At 41.4% G+C, this 23,085-nt stretch carries 18 protein-coding genes; 13 read left to right on the forward strand and 5 right to left on the reverse strand.

The window, feature by feature from the left end:
- The first annotated feature begins 33 nt into the window (after positions 1-33).
- The 4 genes from GTQ43_RS27680 (at position 34) to GTQ43_RS27695 (ending at position 3,561) form a co-directional block, all read left to right on the forward strand.
- The gene (locus tag GTQ43_RS27680) at positions 34-1,359 is read left to right on the forward strand and encodes an ATP-binding protein (protein ID WP_265275879.1); all 1,326 of its coding nucleotides are present in this window, start codon (positions 34-36) and stop codon (positions 1,357-1,359) included.
- On the forward strand, positions 1,356-2,963 hold the full coding sequence (locus GTQ43_RS27685) for a tetratricopeptide repeat protein (protein ID WP_265275880.1): 1,608 nt from the start codon (positions 1,356-1,358) through the stop codon (positions 2,961-2,963). The genes GTQ43_RS27680 and GTQ43_RS27685 overlap by 4 nt, the downstream gene beginning before the upstream one ends.
- A 69-nt stretch (positions 2,964-3,032) precedes the next feature.
- Positions 3,033-3,254: a hypothetical protein gene (locus GTQ43_RS27690; RefSeq protein ID WP_265275881.1), complete on the forward strand. Its 222-nt coding sequence runs from the start codon at positions 3,033-3,035 to the stop codon at positions 3,252-3,254.
- Positions 3,232-3,561, forward strand: a complete 330-nt coding sequence (locus GTQ43_RS27695) for a type II toxin-antitoxin system PemK/MazF family toxin (protein ID WP_265275882.1) — start codon at positions 3,232-3,234, stop codon at positions 3,559-3,561. The genes GTQ43_RS27690 and GTQ43_RS27695 overlap by 23 nt, the downstream gene beginning before the upstream one ends.
- Positions 3,562-3,626: 65 nt before the next feature.
- On the opposite strand, the gene GTQ43_RS27700 is transcribed toward GTQ43_RS27695, so the two are convergent.
- The gene (locus tag GTQ43_RS27700; RefSeq protein ID WP_265275883.1) at positions 3,627-4,256 is read right to left on the reverse strand and encodes a Uma2 family endonuclease; all 630 of its coding nucleotides are present in this window, start codon (positions 4,254-4,256) and stop codon (positions 3,627-3,629) included.
- 160 nt (positions 4,257-4,416) lie between these two features.
- On the opposite strand from GTQ43_RS27700, the gene hflX reads away from it, so the two are divergent.
- The 4 genes from hflX (at position 4,417) to gshB (ending at position 9,533) form a co-directional block, all read left to right on the forward strand.
- The gene (gene hflX, locus GTQ43_RS27705; RefSeq protein ID WP_265276566.1) at positions 4,417-6,162 is read left to right on the forward strand and encodes a GTPase HflX; all 1,746 of its coding nucleotides are present in this window, start codon (positions 4,417-4,419) and stop codon (positions 6,160-6,162) included.
- Between the two features lie 721 nt (positions 6,163-6,883).
- Positions 6,884-7,705: an XDD4 family exosortase-dependent surface protein gene (locus tag GTQ43_RS27710; protein WP_265275884.1), complete on the forward strand. Its 822-nt coding sequence runs from the start codon at positions 6,884-6,886 to the stop codon at positions 7,703-7,705.
- Positions 7,706-8,079: 374 nt separating this feature from the next.
- Complete coding sequence (gene grxC / locus GTQ43_RS27715) at positions 8,080-8,343, forward strand: glutaredoxin 3 (protein ID WP_265275885.1); 264 nt, start codon at positions 8,080-8,082, stop codon at positions 8,341-8,343.
- A gap of 209 nt (positions 8,344-8,552) precedes the next feature.
- Complete coding sequence (gshB, locus tag GTQ43_RS27720; protein ID WP_265275886.1) at positions 8,553-9,533, forward strand: glutathione synthase; 981 nt, start codon at positions 8,553-8,555, stop codon at positions 9,531-9,533.
- A gap of 446 nt (positions 9,534-9,979) precedes the next feature.
- Here gshB and ftsZ read toward each other — a convergent pair whose 3' ends face one another.
- Positions 9,980-11,296: a cell division protein FtsZ gene (gene ftsZ, locus GTQ43_RS27725; RefSeq protein ID WP_265275887.1), complete on the reverse strand. Its 1,317-nt coding sequence runs from the start codon at positions 11,294-11,296 to the stop codon at positions 9,980-9,982.
- A 54-nt stretch (positions 11,297-11,350) separates the two neighbouring features.
- A complete protein-coding gene (locus tag GTQ43_RS27730; RefSeq protein ID WP_265275888.1) occupies positions 11,351-11,641 on the reverse strand; it encodes a hypothetical protein in 291 nt (96 codons plus the stop codon).
- 168 nt (positions 11,642-11,809) lie between these two features.
- Between GTQ43_RS27730 and GTQ43_RS27735 the strand changes: the two genes are divergently transcribed.
- Positions 11,810-12,025, forward strand: coding sequence for a hypothetical protein (locus GTQ43_RS27735; protein ID WP_265275889.1), 216 nt, complete (start codon positions 11,810-11,812; stop codon positions 12,023-12,025).
- Between the two features lie 522 nt (positions 12,026-12,547).
- On the opposite strand, the gene GTQ43_RS27740 is transcribed toward GTQ43_RS27735, so the two are convergent.
- Positions 12,548-13,402, reverse strand: coding sequence for a cell division protein FtsQ/DivIB (locus tag GTQ43_RS27740; protein ID WP_265275890.1), 855 nt, complete (start codon positions 13,400-13,402; stop codon positions 12,548-12,550).
- Between the two features lie 444 nt (positions 13,403-13,846).
- Here GTQ43_RS27740 and GTQ43_RS27745 point away from each other — a divergent pair, with 444 nt between their 5' ends.
- The 3 genes from GTQ43_RS27745 to GTQ43_RS27755 all read left to right on the forward strand — a co-directional run bounded on the left by GTQ43_RS27745 (position 13,847) and on the right by GTQ43_RS27755 (position 20,949).
- Complete coding sequence (locus GTQ43_RS27745; RefSeq protein WP_265275891.1) at positions 13,847-14,038, forward strand: hypothetical protein; 192 nt, start codon at positions 13,847-13,849, stop codon at positions 14,036-14,038.
- Between the two features lie 418 nt (positions 14,039-14,456).
- Positions 14,457-15,788, forward strand: a complete 1,332-nt coding sequence (locus GTQ43_RS27750) for a KAP family NTPase (protein ID WP_265275892.1) — start codon at positions 14,457-14,459, stop codon at positions 15,786-15,788.
- Positions 15,789-15,897: 109 nt separating this feature from the next.
- Entirely contained in the window at positions 15,898-20,949 is a 5,052-nt protein-coding gene (locus GTQ43_RS27755; RefSeq protein ID WP_265275893.1) for a hypothetical protein, read from the forward strand.
- A 114-nt stretch (positions 20,950-21,063) separates the two neighbouring features.
- On the opposite strand, the gene GTQ43_RS27760 is transcribed toward GTQ43_RS27755, so the two are convergent.
- Complete coding sequence (locus GTQ43_RS27760) at positions 21,064-21,411, reverse strand: hypothetical protein (RefSeq protein ID WP_265275894.1); 348 nt, start codon at positions 21,409-21,411, stop codon at positions 21,064-21,066.
- Between the two features lie 809 nt (positions 21,412-22,220).
- Here GTQ43_RS27760 and GTQ43_RS27765 point away from each other — a divergent pair.
- Entirely contained in the window at positions 22,221-23,054 is an 834-nt protein-coding gene (locus GTQ43_RS27765; RefSeq protein ID WP_265275895.1) for a photosystem II manganese-stabilizing polypeptide, read from the forward strand.
- Positions 23,055-23,085: the final 31 nt, after the last annotated feature.

Below are 23,085 nucleotides of genomic sequence, written 5' to 3' on the forward strand. Positions count from 1 at the left end.
TTATTATAAGCATCATTGCTATATTTTTTACCTATGCTTAATAGTCCTGATTTACTCGCAAACCTCTACAATGCCTTCAACCCCTTTGAACCCTTACCCGCAGGTGATCCAAAATATGTAGATTGTCAAGATGTGCGGGGAGATGCGGATATTTTGCAAGAATTGGGAAATCGGATGCAATTGGCAAATACAAATACTTGCCAATTGTATTCGGGTCATCGGGGTGCGGGAAAGTCTACAGAATTACTCAGATTAAAGAAATATTTAGAAAATCGGAAATTTTATGTTGTCTATTTTGCGGCTGATGAAGAGGATATCGATTCTGAAGATGCCCAATATACAGATATTCTCCTCGCCTGTACCCGCCGTTTGCTCAAAGATTTAAAAGGAATTGCTAGTCCTCGCCCGATACTCGACTGGTTGAAAGATCGTTGGGAAGATTTAAAAGATTTGGCACAGACTCCCATAGAATTTGAGAAGATGGCTGTAGAAGTGCAGCTTGCTCAATTTGCAAAGTTAACCGCAAATTTAAGGGCTGTTCCTGAATTACGCCAACAGATTCGCCAAAGAATTGATCCCTACACCGTCACTTTGATTCAGGTGTTAAATGAGTTTCTGGTGGATGCAAAACAGCACTTACCTAATGGCGACAATAAACTGGCGGTAATTGTCGATAATTTAGACCGGATGGTGTTAGTTAAAGACGGAGAACGTACCAACTACGAGGAAGTTTTTTTAGACCGTAGCGAACAACTCCAAGCTTTAGATTGCCATTTGATTTACACTGTCCCCATTTCAATGGTCTATTCTACCAGGGCAACAGACCTCAGAGATATCTACGGCGACCCCCAAATTTTGCCGATGATTATGGTAAACACTCTCAAAGGAGACATTTATCAACCAGGACTCAAGAAAGTTAAAGAAGTCATTAAGAAGCGAGTCCGGCAAATTGCACCAGAACTATCACTAGAAACAGAAATTTTCGACAGTCCCCAAACCTTAGACAGACTTTGTTTAATGAGTGGAGGTCATGTGAGAAATTTGCTATTGTTAACTCAAGACGCTATTGGACGCAGTGAGGAATTACCTGTTTCAGAAAAGGCGGTGCGACGAGCAATTACTCAAGCCAGAGATACTTATCGCCGCGCTGTGGAAAATCATCAATGGGATCTGTTAGCGAAAGTCTCTTGTTCTAAGCGGATTATTAATGATGACTTGTATCGGAGTTTGATGTATAACCGTTGTCTTTTAGAATACCGATATTTTGATGATGATGGAGAGATGCAGCGTTGGTATGATATTCATCCATTGATTCAAGGAATTCCAGAATTTAAAGAAGCCGTAGCGAAACTTTCATGAACCCAAATTTAAGTGATTGGGATGATGATTTACCCCCAGAACCAGAAGAAGCTTATCAAGACTTGCTTCGCGCACTGAAGCGAAAATCAGGATTTGGTTTGTTTTTCGTGCAATGTACACCTGTGGAAGCAGACAAGTTTATTGTTAAACTTCCCCAGGAAATCCCGCAGAAGAAGATTGCAGTTTTGCGCTTTGTTGAGGCGATTGATAATTTATATCAGCCAGTAGCAGAGTTTGTTAAAGACAAGCAAATTGATATTTTATTGATTAAAGGTCTGGAATATTCTTTATATAAATATGAAAAAAGAAGTTTTGGGGAAATTACCGAAGGGCAATTTAGCAATTTAACCAGTGTTCCGCATATTTTAAATCACTTAAATCAACAGCGAGAACGCTTTAGAGATGATTTTCCCATTAGCTTTGTTTTTCTTTTGCGTTCATTTTCGATAAACTATTTTATTCATCGCGCCCCAGATTTTTTTGATTGGCGTTCTGGGGTGTTTGAATTACCCACAACGCCAGAAGTAGTAGAGCAAGAATCAAATCGTCTGTTGCGGGAAGGAAACTATGATAAATATTTGAAACTCACCCATCAACAAAAAATTGAGAGAGTTATAGAATTTCAAGACTTGTTGAGAGAAAAACATCAGACAGATAATCGTAAGGTCAATTTATTATTTGAACTGGGAAATTTATTATCTGCGACTAAGGAATATGAAGCAGCGATCACATTCCGCAGCCAAGCGCTGAAAATTAAAGCTGATGATCACGAAGCTTGGAACAATCAAGGCTATGCGCTATTTAAATTAGGACGCAATGAAGAAGCGATCGCAGCCTTCGACCAAGCACTGAAAATTAAAGCTGATAATCACGAAACTTGGAACAATCGGGGTATTGCACTGGGCTATCTAAAACGCTACGAGGAGGAAATAGCATCTTACGACAAAGCGATAGAAATTAAACCAGATTATCAGGATGCTTGGTATCACCGAGGTATCGGGCTTAAGGACTTAGGTAAATGGAAAGAAGCTCTCGCTAGCTGGAAAAAAGCGATAGAAATTCAACCTAATGACGACTCAAGCTGGGACTGGCAAGGAAATGCTTTAAATAATCTAGGTCAATCTGAAGAAGGAATAATCTGTTATGACCAAGCCATTGCCCTTAATCCAAAACATCCTCATGCTTGGTATAACCGGGGTATTACGCTAGGCAATTTAGGACGGTATGAAGAAGCGATCACATCCTACGACCAAGCACTAAAAATTCAACCAGATGACTATGAATCTTGGTACTTACGAGGCAATGCGTTATCTAATTTAGTACGGTATGAGGAAGCGATCGCATCCTACGACCAAGCACTGAAATGTAAACCAGATGACTATACAGCATGGTACAGCCGAGGGGGTGCATTAATAAAATTAGGTCGCTGGAGAGAAGGAAATCATAGTATTAGCAAGGCTATTGAAATTAATCCATCTTTTGGAAAAGCTCTGCTTGATATACAAAAGAAACACATTATCAGTTGGTTTCAGCAAAAATTGTGTTTAAAAAAGTTAGTTCAAATTTGGATAAGTTTCTTGAGGCTGATTGGATTTAGGCGTTGATTGAGCGACCTTGCCATGAGTGTTGATATAGAATTACACATAACAATATGAAAATCCTAACTAACAGTTATGCAAAATGAATTGACTACTCTGACTTATGAAATTGAACTAAAACCAGGGGAGAAATTGAATCTCCCAGAATCAATACTGGAAAATATAACTACAGGATGCTGGGTAATCACCATCCAACAAAAAGCGGAAGAATCCCAAAGCACCCGCAACCATGACGCTTTTTTGAACGGCTACGCACCAGAAGACGAGGGACTTTATGACGACTATCCAAGCAGGTGAGTTTTGGGTAGCAGATATTTCATTCACTAGTGATGGCGGTTCCAAAAAACGCCCCGTACTTGTGTTGTGGATAGATGCAAGTGATGTTGTAGTAGCAGTAGTCACATCTGCAAAACCACGCACACAAACTGATGTACCTTTAAATGATTGGGCTGCAAGTGGTTTGCGTGTTGCTTCAACTGTGCGTCTGTCTCGATTGGATAGCCTAGAACAGTTTTTATTGCTGGCTAAAATAGGGCAAATTTCCGAATCAGATGCAAAGCGTTTAAAAGAAGTATGGGATTTGCATATAAAGCCTCAATTTTAAGCAACTGAAATTAAAAGCGATGCTTATGTAGCGATCGCCTTCACACTTCCAGTTAAAATAACTGATTAAATTTGTTCCTTCACCCACTCCCGAAAATTTCGCGTCATTTTCATCACGCCAATTCTTGGACTTTCTTCTAAAAATCGAGCAATTTCAATTAAAGGCAATTGTGCAAAAATTAGCGAATTATTACACTCTATATATTGCCCTTGTCGCAGTTGGTAAATATACAGCACACCTTCCTCATAACGCCAAAGTTCCATAACACCTAAAGACGCATAAATATCAAATTTATTCAGCGAAGAACTCGTTAAATCTATTTCTACTACTAAATCCGGTGCTGGGTCACAGTTCAAATCAATTTCTGATTTGTTCCTCACCAACGCCTCATTGCCAATATAGTAACTGCTATCTGGTTCCGCACCACGCCGCAAATCTTCCCGTTTCAAAGTCGTTGAACCTGTAGGAAAAATCTCTAAATTCAACTCTTCACCCAAAACGAAAATGAGCATTTTCAACAAGCAATTCCAATATTCATGCGGCATCAGTGGAGTCATAATTTCTAGCATTCCTTGGTCATAGGTGATGCGAGAGGCTCTATCCTCTCCCATCTCAGCTAGCATGGTTTCAAAAGTCTGCCAGCTGATATTTCTCAATACAGCCCTTTGTTCTGAGGCGGCGCGTGTTGTTACCATTGCTCGATTTGTGAGTTACTACCACCAAAATAGCGTCAAATAAATACCCACCGTGAACTAATCCCCAACGCATCCCTTAAAGGAGATAGATAGGAGCCTAAACCCTGTTGTAAAATAGACATATAAGGATTGGGGGGCCATTTACTGGTCATAAACGCCTATAGAAACTATCTTCGGAAATCTCCAAGGTTTAAAGTCCAGCCAGCTGAAACAACTACAGCGGCTGTATCACCAGCGTATACCAGGCGATCGCATCACCACGCCTGAGTTTTCCCAGCGTCTGGCAGCAATTAGCACAGAAGTCAATCAGCCTGTATGCGCCTACATCAACCGTCGCGGACAAGTTATTCGCGTCGGAGTAGGCACACCGCGACAAACGCAAATACCACCGATGGAATTGCCCCGTTACGGTGCAGAACGACTCAGTGGTATTCGTTGCATCGCCACCCATCTAAAGCCAGAACCGCCAAATGAAGCGGCACTTACGGCTATGGCACTGCAACGCTTAGATGCTCTAGTTGTCCTAAATATTACCGGAACAGGATTTACACGGCGGGGAGGCGGTGCAACTGGATATGTCAAAGAAGCTTATCTAGCTCATCTCATACCCCAAGAATCTCGCACCCTGATTACTAGTCCTGCTGCTTTTAAAGTAGGGGAAAGCCAAATTCAAACCCCAAGTTGGAATATATCGCCACCTATGGATTTGGATGATTTGGCAGACCAGGATTTAGTAGACTTGGTAGAAAATCTGGAAGCGGAATTCCAGCGCGAATTTGTCGCCCAAGAAGTAGATGCTGACCACGATCGCGTCCTAATTGTCGGGCTAATGACCAGTGAGACAACTCCCCTACAATTCCAAGACACCCTATTAGAATTGGCGCGTTTAGTTGATACTGCTGGGGGAGATGTATTACAGACAATCCAACAAAAGCGATCGCGTGTTCATCCCCAAACAGTAGTTGGTGAAGGTAAAGTGCAAGAAATTGCCCTAACTGCCCAAACACTAGGAGTCAATCTCGTCGTCTTTGACCGCGACCTCTCACCCTCCCAAGTCCGCAACTTAGAAGTGCAAATTGGAATTCGGGTAGTTGACCGCACCGAAGTAATTTTGGATATCTTTGCTCAACGCGCTCAATCTCGTGCCGGTAAATTGCAAGTAGAACTAGCACAGCTAGAATATATGCAGCCACGACTAGCTGGTAGAGGGCGCACCATGTCCCGATTGGGTGGTGGTATAGGGACTCGTGGTCCTGGTGAAACAAAACTAGAAACTGAACGCCGTGCCATTGGGCAGCGCATTTCCCGACTGCAAAAAGAAGTAACCCAGTTACAAGCCCATCGTTCGCGGTTACGGCAGCGACGGCAACATCGGGAAGTTCCCTCAGTGGCTTTGGTTGGATATACCAATGCTGGTAAGTCCACCCTGTTGAATGCTCTCACTAATGCAGAAGTTTATACAGCCGACCAACTATTTGCTACTCTCGATCCCACCACGCGCCGCTTAGTGATTCCTTATGGCGAAACAAATGAACATCAGGAAATTCTGATTACAGATACGGTAGGTTTCATACACGAACTACCTGCATCATTAATGGATGCCTTTCGCGCCACCTTGGAGGAAGTCACAGAAGCTGATGCCCTACTCCACTTGGTAGATTTATCTCACCCAGCTTGGTTGCGTCATATTCGCTCAGTCAGAGAAATCTTGGCACAAATGCCGATAACTCCTGGCCCGGCGCTAGTTATTTTTAACAAGATTGATCAAGCAAATAGTGAGACACTAGCTTTAGCTAGAGAAGAATTCCCCCTAGCCGTATTTATTTCAGCTAGTCAGCGCTTGGGATTAGAAACCCTACGCCACCGCCTTGCTCAACTAATTGAATATGCCGTTGACAGTAGGTAAATGTTGAGTAACTACTTCAGTGTTAGCACTTTATATTGGTGTCGTGAATATTTAACTTTGGGGAAGGCGATAAATTGCCTTCCCTTATTTATTGCATTGTTATAGGGAAGAGTAGAAAAATTGAATTATGCTTTTAAACTTTAATTTTCCAGAGACTTTTAATGCACCATTTTAGCATTGCCACACCAGTCCAGTGGTTTTATATGAATATTTTAAATAAAACCCTGATAAAGCTGATTTTTCACACTCAGTATGTTTTAAAGCATCAAATTGGAGTCCTATATTTAATTTAGCTCATGTACTTAGTGAAAGATTAAAACATCTACTCGTGTAGATTGGGATGAAATACCTATTGCAGCCTAGCTTTCTACAAGGTGACACTGCGCTCTATGCAACCTACAACTCTTACTCATGGAATAATCAATATCTCCTACAAATCTGTTGATTAAGTAATAACATCGAGAAACCAAATATTGATTATTCAATGTGGATATATACAATTTTAATTTAAAAAAATATATCAAGTGTAAATACTGAAAATCTCCATTAATTCATAAAAACTATATTGATAATTCCAAATTTAAATTTTTAGCTAACCTCGATAAATAACGTAGACAATTTGTATTTTTTTGTGTCAATTTAGACATTGGCAACTTCCATAAAAGAGTTATTTTGAGAGGTCTTAAATATCCTCAATAAAAAGAAAAGGAGTTTTAATCGCGTGTCTCAACCATATTCCAAGAAAATAGCGGGTTATGCAGTCTGTTGTATATCAGCATTAGCTGTGGTGACAGTTTCACAGATATCCCAAGCAGATGCAGCCTCTATGACTTTCTCAGTCACAGGAACTAACTTACTATCGAATAATGCTCTGGCATCATCAGTTGTCTTTGATGACTTACTCAATCCAGGTAAGTTGACAGTGACCCTGACGAACATGAAAAATGTCTCAGTTCCTTCTGATGTCCTCACATCAGTCTTTTGGGACTATGCTGGATCTCCCTTAAATTTATCTTTAATTTCAGCAACAGCCCCAACGGTCACTCAAAACAACCCCTCTACTACTACAAATAATGTAAATCTTCTTAATACTCCTAATAATGGCAAAGAATGGGCATTTGCATCTACGACCAATTCCGCAGGACTTACTATTGGAGTAACCCAAGACTACGGTTTAGGTACTGCCGGCTTGGGTATTTTTCAAGGTATTGGTGGACAGCAGCAATTTAATTACGGCATTATTGACGGCTACAATGCTAATGCAAATTCACAAATTAAAGGGGGAAGTTTTATTGACAATTCTGCCACGTTTGTTTTGTCAGGACTACCCACTAACTTTGATATAAGTAAAATTGGCAGTGTTCGCTTCCAATATGGCACTACTTTAATTGAGCCTAGTATTATAAAAGCACAAGGCACTTATTATAGTCCTCCGCCTCCTGCACCTAAAAAAGTACCTGAACCTGCGACGACAGCCGCCCTTGGTTTATTTGCAATGGGTGCATTGAAAGTGATGAGGAAAAAGTCTTTAGCAGTAGCCTAAATGACAGTATTCTAGTAGTAAACACTGGCAAAGACCGGATACTTAGCTAAGAGAAAATACCGTTTTTTTAGAAAGTTAAGTGTGTATCACCTAAACTTTGTAAAAATTGATCAAGTAAAATATGTGTAAATAGACCTTTACCGTTGAAAAGCTCACATTATTTATAGGCTTTTCAACGATTTTTCTTTTTGCATAGTTCTGCAAAAAAGCAAGCTAGCTAGGTGTAGCGGAAGTGGATCTCTAAGGAACTCAGCGATACCAAATAACTGAATTTAGTTAGCCACTTTTGAAAGTAAAGTCAAAACGGCATAGAACACCTATAGCCAGTGGCAAGGTTCTAAAATTAAGAGGTATTAAATCAAGTTGAGGACATTATGGCCGCAAAAGTAGAAATTTACACCTGGAGGACTTGCCCGTTTTGTGTCCGTGCCAAAAGTTTGCTGAAAAACAAGGGCGTTGAATTTATTGAATACAGCATCGACGGAGATGAGGCAGCCAGAAATAAAATGGCTCAAAGAGCAAATGGACGGCGTTCTTTACCGCAAATTTTCATCAATGATGACCATATTGGTGGTTGTGATGATATCCACGCTTTAGACAGTCAAGGCAAGCTGGATGAGCTACTAACTTCCGTGTAAGTTTAGAAGATATTGCGATTGCTAGCGACAAGCCGCTGCAAATTACACGGCAGTCGCTACAACTCTGTTTACAAACTTTTTTCTCGCCAAAGCGATATCTGTCAGCCTCAAAATTGGACTTAGCAGTACAAATGTACATCAATTGGTGAGAGCAGCAAGAGATAATAATTGAATAACCATTTAATTTCTTGGTGATTGAGGTATAAAGGGTGAAACTGGCTTTTATCATTGATCCCATCCATCTGCTTGACCCGTGTCATGATACCAGTGTTGCCCTGATCGAAGCAGCGCAAATCCTGGGGCACGAAGTTTGGGTAACTCAAGCAAATCTGCTGAGTGTAGTGGAGGGCAAAGCTTGGGCTGTCTTACAGCGAGTCGAACTTGTACCAGTACAGTTGGTGGAGGGACGCTGGATAGCAGCGAATCCTTGGTATAAATTGAGCGATTCCTCCTTAACTTCTTTAGAGACAATGGATGCCGTATTTATGCGGACAGATCCACCTGTCAATGATTCTTACCTTTATGCCACGTATATTCTGGATTACATTGACCAAAAGAAAACCCTACTGATTAACAGTCCTAGCGGCATCCGAGGGGCAAATGAAAAAATGTATGCCCTCCAGTTTACTAAGGCGATTCCAGAAACGATTGTCAGTGCTGATAAGCAGCTTATTCGGCAATTTCTCGAAGCTAAGGGAACTGCAATTCTCAAACCACTGGGTAATAAAGCTGGGGAAGGAATTTTGTTTTTGCAATCAGGCGATCGCAATTTTAACTCCATTGTTGAACTCAGTACCCTCCAAGGTCGAGTGCCAGTAATGGTACAAACCTATCTACCGGAGGCAAAAGCAGGAGATAAGCGAATTATCTTGCTCAATGGTGAACCGATTGGTGCGCTGAATCGCCTCTCTAGCGGAACTGATTTTCGCAATAATATGGCAACTGGTGGTACAGTTGCTCAAACCGAAATTACCCCAAGAGAAAATGAAATTTGTACCCAAGTAGCCGAACGCTTACGCCAAGACGGTTTAATTTTTGTGGGGATTGATGTTATTGGTGGCTACCTAACTGAAGTTAACGTCACCAGTCCTACAGGAATTCGTGAGATTGATCGTCTAGATGGTACTCATCTTGGTTATCAGGTTATTCAATGGATTGAACACTCACTAAAAACCAAAACATCAATGTAAATTATTTTTTGGTTAGTATTCTGGTGTTGCTGATTGCGGTATGAAAACAATTGTGCATTGCAGTGAAAAATCCTTGTAGAGACGTAAAATTTTACGTCTCTACATTCAAGTTCGGTCTATTTACCTGAAAATAGCTGTAACTGAACCATATTGGAATATAAGCTTACTTGATCGCGGAGGTAGATGTAGCAATTACATTTGTAGTCGGGCAGGTTTTCCGATTTTTCATTCCAAAAGCACAGCTGGACATTTGAGCCAGCAGACTCCTGCCCAAGTTCATTTTATAAGTAGAGCTAACGAGTTTTTTTACCAATTAGCAAAATTAGGGATGGCAACAGATTGCTTATCCCTGCTTTTGGTAAAACCCTGAAACTAACAGATTTTATACAGCACTCAGCCTAACCTGAGACTGCTAATTTAATCTAAAATCTCAAATCCAAAATCTTTTAATTTCGTGGTGTTCGTCGGTTTTTCAGAAAGTCAGGTATATCCAATCCAATTTTTTCTTTTGGTTCTGGAATTGGAGTTGGAGTTGGAGTTGCACTTGGGGTTGAGGTTGGGGGATTAACTGCGGGTTGTTGTGTTGTTGGTCGCTTGGAGGTATTAGGTGCTACTCGAACGCTAGCTACGCTTTGTTGTACCGCAGCTTGGACTTCACCTGTAAACCCGGTGGCAATTACAGTAATTCTTACCTCACCCTGGAGTCTGTCATCAATTACAGCCCCAAAAATAATATTGGCGTTGGGATCAACTACTTCATAGATTGCTTCTGCGGCTGCATTCACTTCATGCAAAGTTAGGTCAGTACCACCTGTAATATTAAAGACAACTCCTCTCGCACCTTCAATAGAACATTCTAGCAATGGTGAAGAAATAGCTGCGATCGCAGCTTCTCTGGCTCTAGATTTTCCAGAACTCACTCCAATACCCATCAATGCCGATCCCGCATCTGCCATCACAGCCCGAACATCAGCAAAGTCAACATTTACCAATCCGGGGATCGTGATGATATCAGAAATACCTTGCACCCCTTGACGTAGCACATCATCTGCATAGCGAAAAGCTTCTTGCACAGGTGTTTGTTCGGGGATCACTTCCAACAATTTGTTATTGGGGATAATGATCAGTGTATCTACTCTACTTTTTAGTCCTTCAATACCTTGTTCCGCCTGGCTAGTGCGACGGCGGCCTTCAAACACAAATGGACGTGTGACTACCCCAACAGTGAGAGCGCCCATTTCTTTGGCTACTTCTGCCACAATTGGGGCTGCACCTGTTCCAGTACCACCGCCCATACCAGCCGTGATAAATACTAGGTCTGCACCCTCCAAAGCCGTAGCAATTTCGTCTCGTGATTCTTCAGCTGCCTTTTGACCAATAGCAGGATTACCACCTGCTCCTAAACCCCGCGTTAGTTTTTGGCCAATTTGCAATCTACTGGGAGCACCTGCCAAAGTTAAAGCTTGAGCATCAGTATTAATTGACCAAAACTCTACACCAGAGACATCAGATTCGATCATGCGGTTAACGGCATTGCCACCACCGCCACCGACACCAATCACTTTGATGTTGGCAACCCGACCAGGAACAATCTCTCCAATTCGGCTATTTTCCGTAAAAATCTTCTTATTATCGTGATTTTGTCCGAAGTTCATTCCAGAATTATTAAAGGGATTAGTTGAGTTAACTGCCAGAGAGAACCCCGGCTGTCCCGGAGATTGGGAATTTTTATAGGTAAGTCCTTGGTTATTATCAAGTGTCATTGGATTTGTGAAAGGGTAGATAAACGACTTTTTCAGGTGCTATTCACCTAAGAGTCAACTATAGTTTGACACTGCCACAATACTATGGCACTGTTTTTTATTGTTTTCACTACTGCCAAGCCTAACAGAATTGGCAGTGCGAAAATTTGCTATGGGATAAGCTTTTAACGCAGCCGATCGCACAGTCAATTCTAGAGAAGTATACCTATATTTATCTAAAAATGACCTGTATAACTTCAACCAGACATCAATCTCTTCATTCTTCTGGGCAGAGAGCATAACTTGTAAAGACACACTACAGCGCATCTTATCTGCCTCAATAATATTGTTAATAGGTTTAACCATTGGAGATAACTGCAACTTTAGGCACAAAACTTACCTTATACTTACTTATCCTTAAGATTGAAGGAAGCAAGAATTTACTTGTCAGACTATACCTGATTAATTTGTTGTTTGGGGGTCTTAATGGACACTTTGTTGGGGGAATAGTCTATCTTACGAGAACCCTCACTGATGTGGTCAAAAAATCAAGATTTTCCTAGAGGTTTTGTAACTCAATATGAATTACAGCATAAAATAGTCCAAACTGATTGCCCAGAAGCAATGGTTACGCAACCTTTGGCAGCATTATTCCTTTACACATTCAAACTTCGATCAACTGTCTTTGGAAGTATCCTCAACAGACCAAAGTTAGAGCGTTTTTGGCTCGGCACTTGGATGGCGGTGTAAACCATTCTCATCAGTGCCCTCTGCTTCTGAGTCTGAATCTTAATGAAAAACTCAAGCATTTTTCTGTTTCCCCCACTGGGTTTAGTCAAAAGAGGCAGGGGAGCGGGGAGCAGGGGGAGGATTGGAAGGAGCTTGTACTCCGACCAATCGAGAACGCCCTTCCAGGGCGGGGCTTGATACCCATGTTCCGCTCCGCTTCACGGCTTCGGGACTCTTCTATTGCTCCCCCTGCTCCCTGCCCCCTGCCCCTCCGCCTCTTCGGTCAAATAATGTATGGGCAGAAGGCATTTTGCATACCATAGACCATCATTAAATTGTCCGACATCTTGCACCCTATTTAGATATTAGGGTAGCAATTGAGGGTCTTTTACTTGTAACAGAGACTTTATGATCGATCTTCTCATTTTAATTTAGAAGTTAATGCCGATTTTCGTGCAGTTTGCTGGAAAACTGAAAATAATAAATCTATTTATCAGCATAAAGCTTCTTAATTTACCAAGAGCTATCAATACATTAAACACGCTAGATGTTTTTAGGGGTTTTGGGAGTTAGTTTTTGGTCTTTTTGGTTCATTTGTACTAAGGGAAATTCGGGATTTTTCAGATCAATATACTCTATTTGCTCGGAATTGAGTTTTGCTGATAAATGGCGCATTTGGGCGAGTACCTTAATTTGTTCAGGTAACTGGGAACCTAAAACGCCGAGATGCACCTTTCCTAGTTCTGTTTTCAAAACTAAATTCGCTGGATTTTGGCAATCAATTTCTATAATTTTGATGGGACTTTGGCTAATAGCTTGATGAAGTTGAGTCCAATAGGGGCAGTATTGTTTGGGCACTCCCATGACTCTGAGGCTGGGTAATTTTCTAGTGGGATGTAATGATGTATATTTTTCTAAAGGTATCCAGGCTCCACTTGCATCTAGTAAGCCGATCGTGATTTTTTTGTTGCCAGTGTCCTGATTTTGCCCACTTGCTGTTTGAGTCACTGCAACAGGGACTCTTTCTTGGATTTCGATATTTAATCCAGGAGGAAATAGGCGACGTCTAACGATCGCTTGAGCAATAGTTGGTTGTTTTTTCAAAGAGTTAGCGATCGCTTCCGGTTCTATCCGCCACAGAGATTGAGGGTAAGATAGCGCCAACAGTGATTTAGCTGTCTCATCCGAGAGTAATTGATTGCCTGATTTCATCACTACTTGTTTGGGAGTTTTTAGCACCCACACTGGTTGAACTGCCACCCACAGCAATCCACCGGCAAAACCGGTAATTGCAAAAGTTCGCCAAATAGCTTGAATAATTTTCATCTGCCTCTGCCGACGTAATTTCTTACGACGCTGGGCTAGATCGGTGCGAGAAACTGATATTATGCCAGCCATTCAAACCTCTTTCTGCTTACAGTCCAAATTCCTTGACAAAGTTGAGTGAAGAAAAACATTCTGTACTGATGTACTTAGTACAAGCCCCACTGTTTTGTTGCTCAACTTGGGGTTTCCCAGTATAAAGCAAGTGGTATAGCGATTTTTTAACTCAGCACTCTTCATCCGATGGGATCGTTATTAATTTCAGTAAACACTGTTACCGTCCCTTAGCCCCTCTCCTCAAGACTTTTTTTATTTTTAGTAACACTTTACAGTAACTACACAACGAACGTGGCGCTAGTCATCCTTCCTATTAAAGTTTCCGGTGTCCATTCTTAACTCACCGTTGTCTTTTTGACAAGCGATCGTCAAATGTTCTTTCTCTAAAAATTACAAAACACGCTGAATAAGTAGTCAGACAGAATTAATTACACAATGTTATTGCGAATGGAGGGAAGCGGAATGTTCGCGGAGCGTTCCTGTCAGGAGAAGGGTAGCAATCGCTTGGGCTGGGATTGCAACTCTTGGAGACGCTGTGCGATCGCTCGCAATGACTGTAAATATTTTTGTCCGACTACTGATGAATTAAGTATTGAAACCCTTGTGGGATCAGAGGCGCTTCTAATTCACATCAGGCGTAAAATATTGATTTAAATATTTCTGATGTTATTTTATTGACAAATAGAATGTGAAGTGATAAACAAGTATTTCTTAATCTCTGTATCAATTGCTATAATTCATACCAGTCCTGCATCATCAACTATTCAAACTGGGAACTATACAATGTAGTAGCTTTTTTTACTTAATTAACTCAGCCATCAAGGTTTGTGCCAAGTCAAAAAAAGCTAGAGATTGTCAAAACCTCAATGGCAAGTGTAAAAAGGACAGATATGCTTAAGCTTATTAGGGTCAATTAAATCTCTACCATACTACTGACAGCGATTCTGTAATAAGTGCTGTCTTTTGCAAGATACAACCAACTTGCGAATTAATCGTGTGCCTATTATCTAGGCTAGAGATTATTGGTATAAAAAATACGAATTAAACTGCATCTACATACACCTTTACATACATGAAAACGACATTAAATTTATCACGTTTTTATAAAGCATGTAACCCAAGTTACACGCTTAATATAAGTAACGTGCTAGATCGCCAGTACTACATAGATTTTGCTGATGTCCGTGGTTGCAAGATTGTCGAAGAATTGCAACGGACTATAGTTCGGATTTCTCCTGATGAACCAACCTGTCAGTTATTTACGGGTCACATTGGCTGCGGTAAGTCAACAGAATTGCAGCGCCTCAAGACAGAACTCGAATCAGCCGGATTTCATGTAGTTTATTTTGAGTCAAGTCAAGATTTAGATATGGCGGATATTGATATCAGCGATATTTTGCTGAGTGTAGCCCGTCAAGTCAGTGCTAGTTTAGAAGGGATTAACATCAAACTCAAAGGTGGTTACTTTACCAATTTGTTTAAAGAAGTAGGCGACTTTTTGCAAAGCCCCATAGAGCTTTCTGGACAAGCAGAGTTATCCTTGGGAATTGCCAAAATTACTGCCAAAACTAAAGACAGCACCCAAATGCGGAATCAACTGAGGCAATATTTGGAACCACGTACCAATAGTATTTTGCAAGCGATTAACGAAGAAATTTTAGAAAAAGCTGTTGAACAGTTAAAGCTGCGAGGTCAAAAAGGACTGGTAGTGATCGTAGATAATTTGGATCGAGTAGATATGCGTCCCTTAGCATCAGGGCGATCGCAACCAGAATATCTTTTTATCGACCGAGGCGAACAGTTACGCCGACTCAAATGCCACCTAGTTTACACTATTCCCCTAACCTTAATTTTCTCCAATGAGTACGAGACACTAAAAAATCGCCTGGGGGGAGGGATTGCGCCAAAAGTACTGCCGATGGTATTAGTACGACAAAGAGATGGCAGTGACTACGAACCAGGAATGTCACTGGTGCGCCAGTTAGTCTTAGCAAGAGCTTTTCCAGAAGTTCCCTTAAATGAAAGGCTTTCATTAATTACAGAATTATTTGATGATTCCCAAACCTTGGATCGGATATGTCGCGTTAGTGGTGGTCACATTCGTAACTTATTGGGTTTACTCTATAGCTGTCTGCAACGACAAGATCCGCCTTTTTCTAGGGACTGCTTAGAAGCCGTGATTAAGGACTACCGCGACGATCTGCTATTAGCTATTGATGAATCCCAGTGGGAATTATTGTTTGAAGTAGTGCAGCAGCAGAGAGTTAAAGGTGAGTCTGATTACCAGAGCTTACTACGAAGCATGTATCTGTTTGAATATCGCGATCCTATAGGACGCTGGTTTGGCATCAGTCCAGCATTAGGAGAAACAGAAAAAGTTTTAGCTTGGCAACAAAAGAAGTAGCAGTGCTGGGTAAGTTAATTGTCATTAGTCATTAGTCCTTTATGCTTTCTCATTGAACTAATCACTAATGCCCCATGCCCAATGCCCCATGCCCAATGCCCAATAACCAATGACTAATGACAATCAGTTACGCGTCTACACCAAAGAAAATCAGCATACTTTGCAAAGACTGATTAGAGCGATCGCACTTTCCGAAGGCCAATTTGCTCTAATTTTAGTTCGATGTAACTATAGGCAATTACGCGAGCAAATGTTAGAGAACATTCGCTCCATCACCAAAGACATCAATTTCAGAGAAGTAGTTATCAATCCATCAACTACTTCCTTACACAACACCATAATTTCAGACCTATCTTTAGATAATCCTGCCGTGCTTACAGACTCTTTACCATCGGCTGTGATGGTTTTCGGTATTGAGTCAGCTATCGACCTGGAAAACTTACTAACAGGCATCAACCAAGCACGAGATATCTATGCTGCAACTTTTCCATTTCCAGTAGTGTTGTGGTTACAAGATGAAGTGGCATCATTGCTGTCCAGATTAGCACCTGATTTTAAAAGTTGGGCTGCAACCACTATTAAGTTTGAAATGGCAAAAGTAGATTTAATTGCCTTAATCCACCAAGAGGCAGAATCTCTATTTGCCAAAGTTTTAGAAGCAGGTGCTGAAACATTTTTATCTAATGCTTCCTTAGATTTAGATCCCAAATCTCAACACCGCCACGAAATAGAATCAGCCCGGAATGATTTGCTGCGTCTCTATGGTCTTCAATTAACACCAGGATTAGAAGCTAGTTTAGAATTTGTGTTAGGGCGAGATAAATACGCCAACGATCAAATTAATGGTGCTTTAGCTAATTATCAAAGAAGCCTAGCGTTATGGCAGCAGGAAAACAAGAGAGTTGGAGAATGGGAGAGTCATTCTTCTTTTCCCCTGCCATTTTCTCACACTACTCCTTCCTCGCCTTTACTTAAGCAAGCAATAGTACTATTCCATTTGGGACTGTGTTATCACCGAATGGCAGACCTATACCACAATAGTAATAGTAGGTATTGCGAACATGCTCTCTTCTGGTTTAAACAATGCCTGGAGGTATTAGAGGGGGTAGAAAGAGAAGACTTAGTTGCTAAATTTATTTTACCTGCTTGTGAAATGCTGCAACGTTTGCAAGCTTGGGATGACTTAAAAAAATTAGCTCAAAAGTCATTACATCTACATAAAATCTATGGAACCCCGGCACAAGTTGCTCAAAATTATGGTTTTTTGGCAAATGTGGCAGCTTCTGAGTCAAATTGGCTATTGGCTCATGAATTAGCGAATACAGCACTTTCTATCTCCGAAGAAGCAACAGAAGTTTCTCTGCGAGATGCTTTGCGAACGCGACGACAAGAAAGTTGGTATCTGCTCTTGCTTGCACGTACACAGAGGCATCTAGGTGAATCAGAGGAAGCTATCAATAACCTGGAATGGGCGAAGGTAGTTTGTGAGCTACAACATCAGCCATCACTTTATTTAGAGATTTTAGAGGAACTGCGATCGCTTTACTTTTTTGAGCGCCGTGACTATACAGAAGCCTTTAAGCTCAAGCAAGAAAAAATTCAAATAGAACATCAGTATGGCTTTCGTGCCTTCATTGGCGCAAGTCAATTGCAGCCGCAACGCCCTCGAATTAACCCAGTACTAGAACCTCACAAAATACCCTATATTCCTGAAGAAATCGCTCCAGAAATATCTGCTTCTGGACGGCAACAAGATGTCAATCGTTTGATTGAAAGAATTACTCGTGCTGACTACAAACTCACAGTTATTTATGGGCCATCCGGTGTGGGTAAAAGTTCAATTCTCAAAGCTGGTTTAGTCCCAGCACTAAAAGGAAAAGTTATCGGTGAACGCATTCCTATACCTATTGTTCTGTCTGTTTATACTGATTGGCTCACAGTCTTGACCAGTAGTATAAACCAAGCGCTGGCATACACAGGAATATCGGTTAATCTTGAATCTACATCCACTATACTACTAGAAAAAATTCGGCTAGCGACCGAGCGAAATTATACAATAATTATTATCTTAGACCAGTTTGAAGAATTTTTCTTTATTAGTAATCCTCCCACGCAACGAATAGAGTTTTACCAGTTTTTTAGTGAATGTTTAAATATTTCATTCGTCAAAATTATTCTTTCACTCAGAGAAGATTATTTACATCATTTGTTAGAATTTGAACGTTTGAGCCAAAAAAATAGTATTGGACTATATGATTTAGGCGTAATTAATAAAAATATTCTCGATAAAGACATTCGCTACTATCTGGGAAAATTCTCTAGCCAGGATGCTAAAGCCATAATTCACAGTCTGACTCAACGTTCACATTATGAACTGAGTGATGAATTAATTAACCGATTAGTCCAAGATTTGACAGGAGAACTAGACGAAGTACATCCAATTGAATTACAAATAGTTGGCGCTCAACTCCAAATAGAAAACATTACTACCCTTGGACAATACAAGCTTTGTGGCGGCTCGGCAAAATTGGTCGAACGCTGGCTTGGAGAAGTCATCAAAGACTGCGGTCAGGAGCATGAAGAATTAAGTTGGAAATTATTATTTGAGCTAACTGATGAAAAAGGCACGCGACCTTTAAAAACCAAAACTGATTTAGCGGCTGCATTAGTTAATAATCATGATATAGATACAATATCAATCTTTGACACAGTTGGCGAACTGATTTTAGAAATATTGGTTGGTTCAGGGTTAGTGTTGCGAGTCAGAGAAGAATTAGGCGATCGCTATCAGCTAGTTCACGATTATTTAGTTGAACCAATCCGCCAAAAAAACAACTATGGGATGCTCGCTGAATTTGAAAAAATCAAACTTGAAAAAACTAAAGCAGAAGTCGCCCAACAACTTAGTCAAAAGCAACTTAATTTGGTATTGCAACGGCGACTGCGAGAAGCACGGATAGTCGGCGCAATGTTGGCAATCATGGGGGGAACAATAGCAGCATTGTGGTGGCAAGCTGACTTGCAAAAAAGAGCCGCAATTAGCCAAACTCTAAGAGCTGAACACGGTGAAACTAACTTGAGGATTAGTGGAATAACTGCTGCTAGTGAAGCTCTATTTGCATCTCATAAACAGTTTGATGCTCTATTAGAAAGTTTGCGCGCTTGGAGAGAACTTAAACAGGCAGATGTGGTAGAACCAGACACCCGAATGCGGGTAGTGACAGCCCTCCAACAGGCAGTTTATGGAGTAACGGAAGTTAACCGCCTAGAAGGGCACACTGATATTGTCTGGGGAGTAACTTTTAGCCCAGATGGTCAAACTCTAGCATCAGGTAGCCAAGATCAGACGATAAAAATTTGGCGTTCTGACGGTACCTTACTCCAAACCCTCAGAGGTCATACTGATGCTGTCACCTGTGTAAGTTTCAGCCTTGATGGTCAAAGCCTAGCGTCTGCCAGCGTCGATAAAACAGTGCAAATCTGGCACAAAAACCCGGTTACAGGTAAATTTGACCCTAAGCCAGATAAGATTCTTAAAGGGCACGGAGATTCTGTTTATAGTGTTAATTTCAGTCCCGATGGCGAATTGTTAGCTACAGGCAGTAAGGATGCAACCATAAAACTCTGGCGCAAAGATGGCAGCTTAGTAAAAGTACTGAGGGGACATCGAGGGTCGGTTAACTGGGTAAACTTCAGTCCCGATAGCCAATTAATTGCCTCAGCCAGCGATGATAAGACATTGAAAATCTGGCGACGGGATGGGAGCCTCGTTACAAGTTTGCAGGGACATCAACAGGCTGTAAATATAGCTGTTTTCAGCCCTGACGGGAAGTTTTTGGCCTCAGCAGGTCGAGATAAGATAGTGAAAGTTTGGCGCTGGAAAAGTAACAGTACTAAAGACGGTTTTGATTTTCGTCCTTACAAAACTTTACGGCAGCATAAAAAGACAATATGGAGTTTGAGCTTTAGTTCAGATAGTAAAATGTTAGCTTCGGCAAGTCAAGACAAAACCATAAACCTCTGGAGTATCACTGGCACTTTACTCAAAACTTTTAAAGGACACAGCGCTGCTGTCGCCGGTATCGCTTTCAGTCCAAATAACAAATTGCTAGCATCAGGAAGTTTTGACAAAAGCGTGAAACTGTGGAGTTTAAATGCCCCAACACCGTCTATTCTTCAAGGACATCAGAAGCGAGTTTTGAGCGTTGCTTGGAGTCCTGACGGTCAGATGCTAGCTTCTGGTAGTAGCGATCGCACCATAAAACTCTGGCAACGGTACACCAATAATGGCCAGGTTAAAACTCGACTTTACAAAACTTTAGTGGGACACAAAAATCAAGTTCCTAGTGTCAGTTTTGACCCAAAAGGTGAAATGTTGGCTTCAGGAAGTTATGACAAAACTGTGAAACTTTGGCGGCTTGACGGTACTTTAATCATGACTCTCCACGGACATAGCGATAGTGTGATGAGCGTGACTTTTAGCCCCGATGGTCAGTTTTTGGCATCAGCTAGCAAAGATAAAACGGTGAAACTTTGGAACCGTCAGGGGAAGTTGCTCAAAACCTTAGTCGGGCATCAGAATTGGGTCAATAGCGTCAATTTTAGTCCTGATAGTCAAATATTAGCCTCAGCCAGCGATGACCAAACTGTGAAACTGTGGAGTCGGGATGGTACTTTGCTCAAAACTTTCTCGCCCCATAACAGTTGGGTGTTAGGTGTCAGCTTTAGTCCCACTGATGAGTTGCTGGCTTCTGCCAGTTGGGATAACACCGTAAGATTGTGGCGACGGGATGGTACTTTGTTAAAAACCTTGTTAAAAGGGTACAGCGATAGCGTCAATGCTGTCACTTTCAGTCCTAATGGCGAATTGCTTGCCGCCGCTAATTGGGATGGTACAGTGAAACTCTGGAGCCGTGAAGGTAAATTAATTAAAAGTCTTAATGAGCATCGCGCTGCCGTATTAAGTGTGAGTTTTAGCCCAGATGGTCAAACATTAGCATCAGCTAGTGATGACAACACGATAATTCTCTGGAATTTAAATCTTGAGGATCTGCTTGTTCGTGGTTGCGACTGGGTAGGTGATTACCTCAAACACAACCGCAATCTTGAAGAGCGCGATCGCCTTCTTTGTCATGGTATAACCAGTAAAAACCGTTTTTAATTACGAATTAAATTAAAGCCTCAATCCTCAACCGCTCTTGGTTTAGCGGTTGATGAGGCAAGTTATAGATGATTAATTCATTAATTCAGAACTAGAAAATAATTTTCTAGCTCATCAGCCGAAGGAGCGATCGCTCTCCAAAACTTCGTGGTTATTTTCTTCGGGAGCCTCTGGTGGAAAATTTGCTAAAAAGGCTTGTAGTCTCATCCGCTCAATGTAAGGCCAGCCTCCCTCAGACTCCATATCTTTCAGCAGCGAGTACAGTTGCCGACGGTTAACAGGCAAACTCTCTTGAAAAACCCCATCCCGAATCTCTCGATGTAACAGTTCCAATTGCCGCAGCAAAGCTAAAAGGGCTATTGTATCACCTTCACAACCCTGAACTGCATCATAGACAACAGTTGCGATCGCTTGCACCTTATAAGACAATTCCCCTGATTCCAGATTTTTGTTACCGTTCATGCCAACCTTTCCGTATAAATGAGGTCAACTCAAATTTACCGGAGATTTTTAATTTTCCCTAGTTTGCCAGTCGTTACTCTAGACAAGGAGTAAAGAAAATCAACATTCTGGAGGCTTCTAGATGGATTTTTCTGGACTCACCTCGTTTCCCCATCGCCTCACTGCCTAAGTAAGGGGTGAATATAACTAGATTTGTATCATTATTAAAAGCAATTGCGATCGCTCCCAAAAGAGCATAGTAACCTTTAGCATAGCTTCCCCAGCAGCTAGATGCGATCGAGACAAGACTTTCTTGGATTTTGAGTCCTTTGATTTTGAGTTAAAAAAAATCGTATGATCTGGCTAATTTACCCATCAAACAATGGGCTGTATGTAGTAGCGTCACATACATGATACAAAAAGACTTGGGCGATGCCGCTTTTGCAATTGGCAAAAGCCAAGTGCGAACCAAAAACCCCTCTTCGCACTCTTTGAGACAAGCACTTGTAGCGCTTACTCATTCACCCGCCCAACTCTAACAAATGCTACCAACAGTAAAACTGCTGGTTTTTTACTCCCCTAGCTACACCCATCCAACATGGATAGAGTGTGCTACTTAGTCTAGGGTTTACACCCCAACGACACGTTTAACTACGTTTAGCAGAGAAAAGTTTGAGTGGCGAATTCCAACCTCATACACCCGGACACTTCTTTCAACTCTGGCAATCAGAGTAACGCAGTGTGCGATCGAGGATGGCTTCTCGTCAATAAATCAAAGCTTCGATGCAGTTTTACAACTTAGATATTAATTTTTGAGATTGAGGTTGACCATGAGGTATCGCGCTTTAATTGTTGCATTCTTGGCTTTGTGCCTGGGGTTAATAACTGCTTGTAGTGATGCTCCTGCTACTAGTAGTAGAGATGTACTCACTTACGATCAAATTCGTGGGACTGGCTTGGCAAACAAATGCCCCCAACTAGCAGAAACAAGCCGTGGCTCTATTCCCATTGATGCTAGCCAGTCTTATGCCATCAAAGAACTTTGCTTAGAACCAACTAGCTTCTTCATCAAAGAAGAACCTGCTAATAAACGCCAAGAAGCAGAATTTGTTGCTGGTAAATTGTTGACCAGATACACTTCTACCATTGACCAGGTGCAAGGCAACCTAAAAATCAACCCAGATAATAGCCTGACCTTTGAAGAAACTGATGGTCTTGACTTTCAAGCCATCACTGTGCAACTTCCTGGTGGTGAACGAGTACCTTTCCTCTTCACCATCAAAAACTTAGTTGCTCAAACCCAACCCAGTTTGAGCAGTATTAACACCTCTACGGACTTTGAAGGCACCTTTAAAGTTCCTTCCTATCGTGGTGCTGCTTTCCTAGATCCTAAAGGTCGTGGTGTTGTTAGTGGCTACGATAATGCTGTAGCTCTCCCCGCCCAAGCGGATGATGAAGAACTTACCCGCACTAACGTCAAGCGTGCTGAAAATCTTAATGGTAAGATTTCTCTGCAAATCGCTAAAATAGACAGCTCTAGTGGTGAAATTGCTGGTACTTTCGAGAGCGAACAGCCATCTGATACAGATTTAGGTGCTGGCGAACCGAAAGAAGTCAAGATTCGCGGTCTATTTTTTGCACGGGTTGAACCAAATCGTGGCTAAATTCTCTGGAGTTAGATAACTGACTGGCATT

It is taken from the genome of Nostoc sp. KVJ3, assembly GCF_026127265.1.
Lineage (GTDB): Bacteria > Cyanobacteriota > Cyanobacteriia > Cyanobacteriales > Nostocaceae > Nostoc.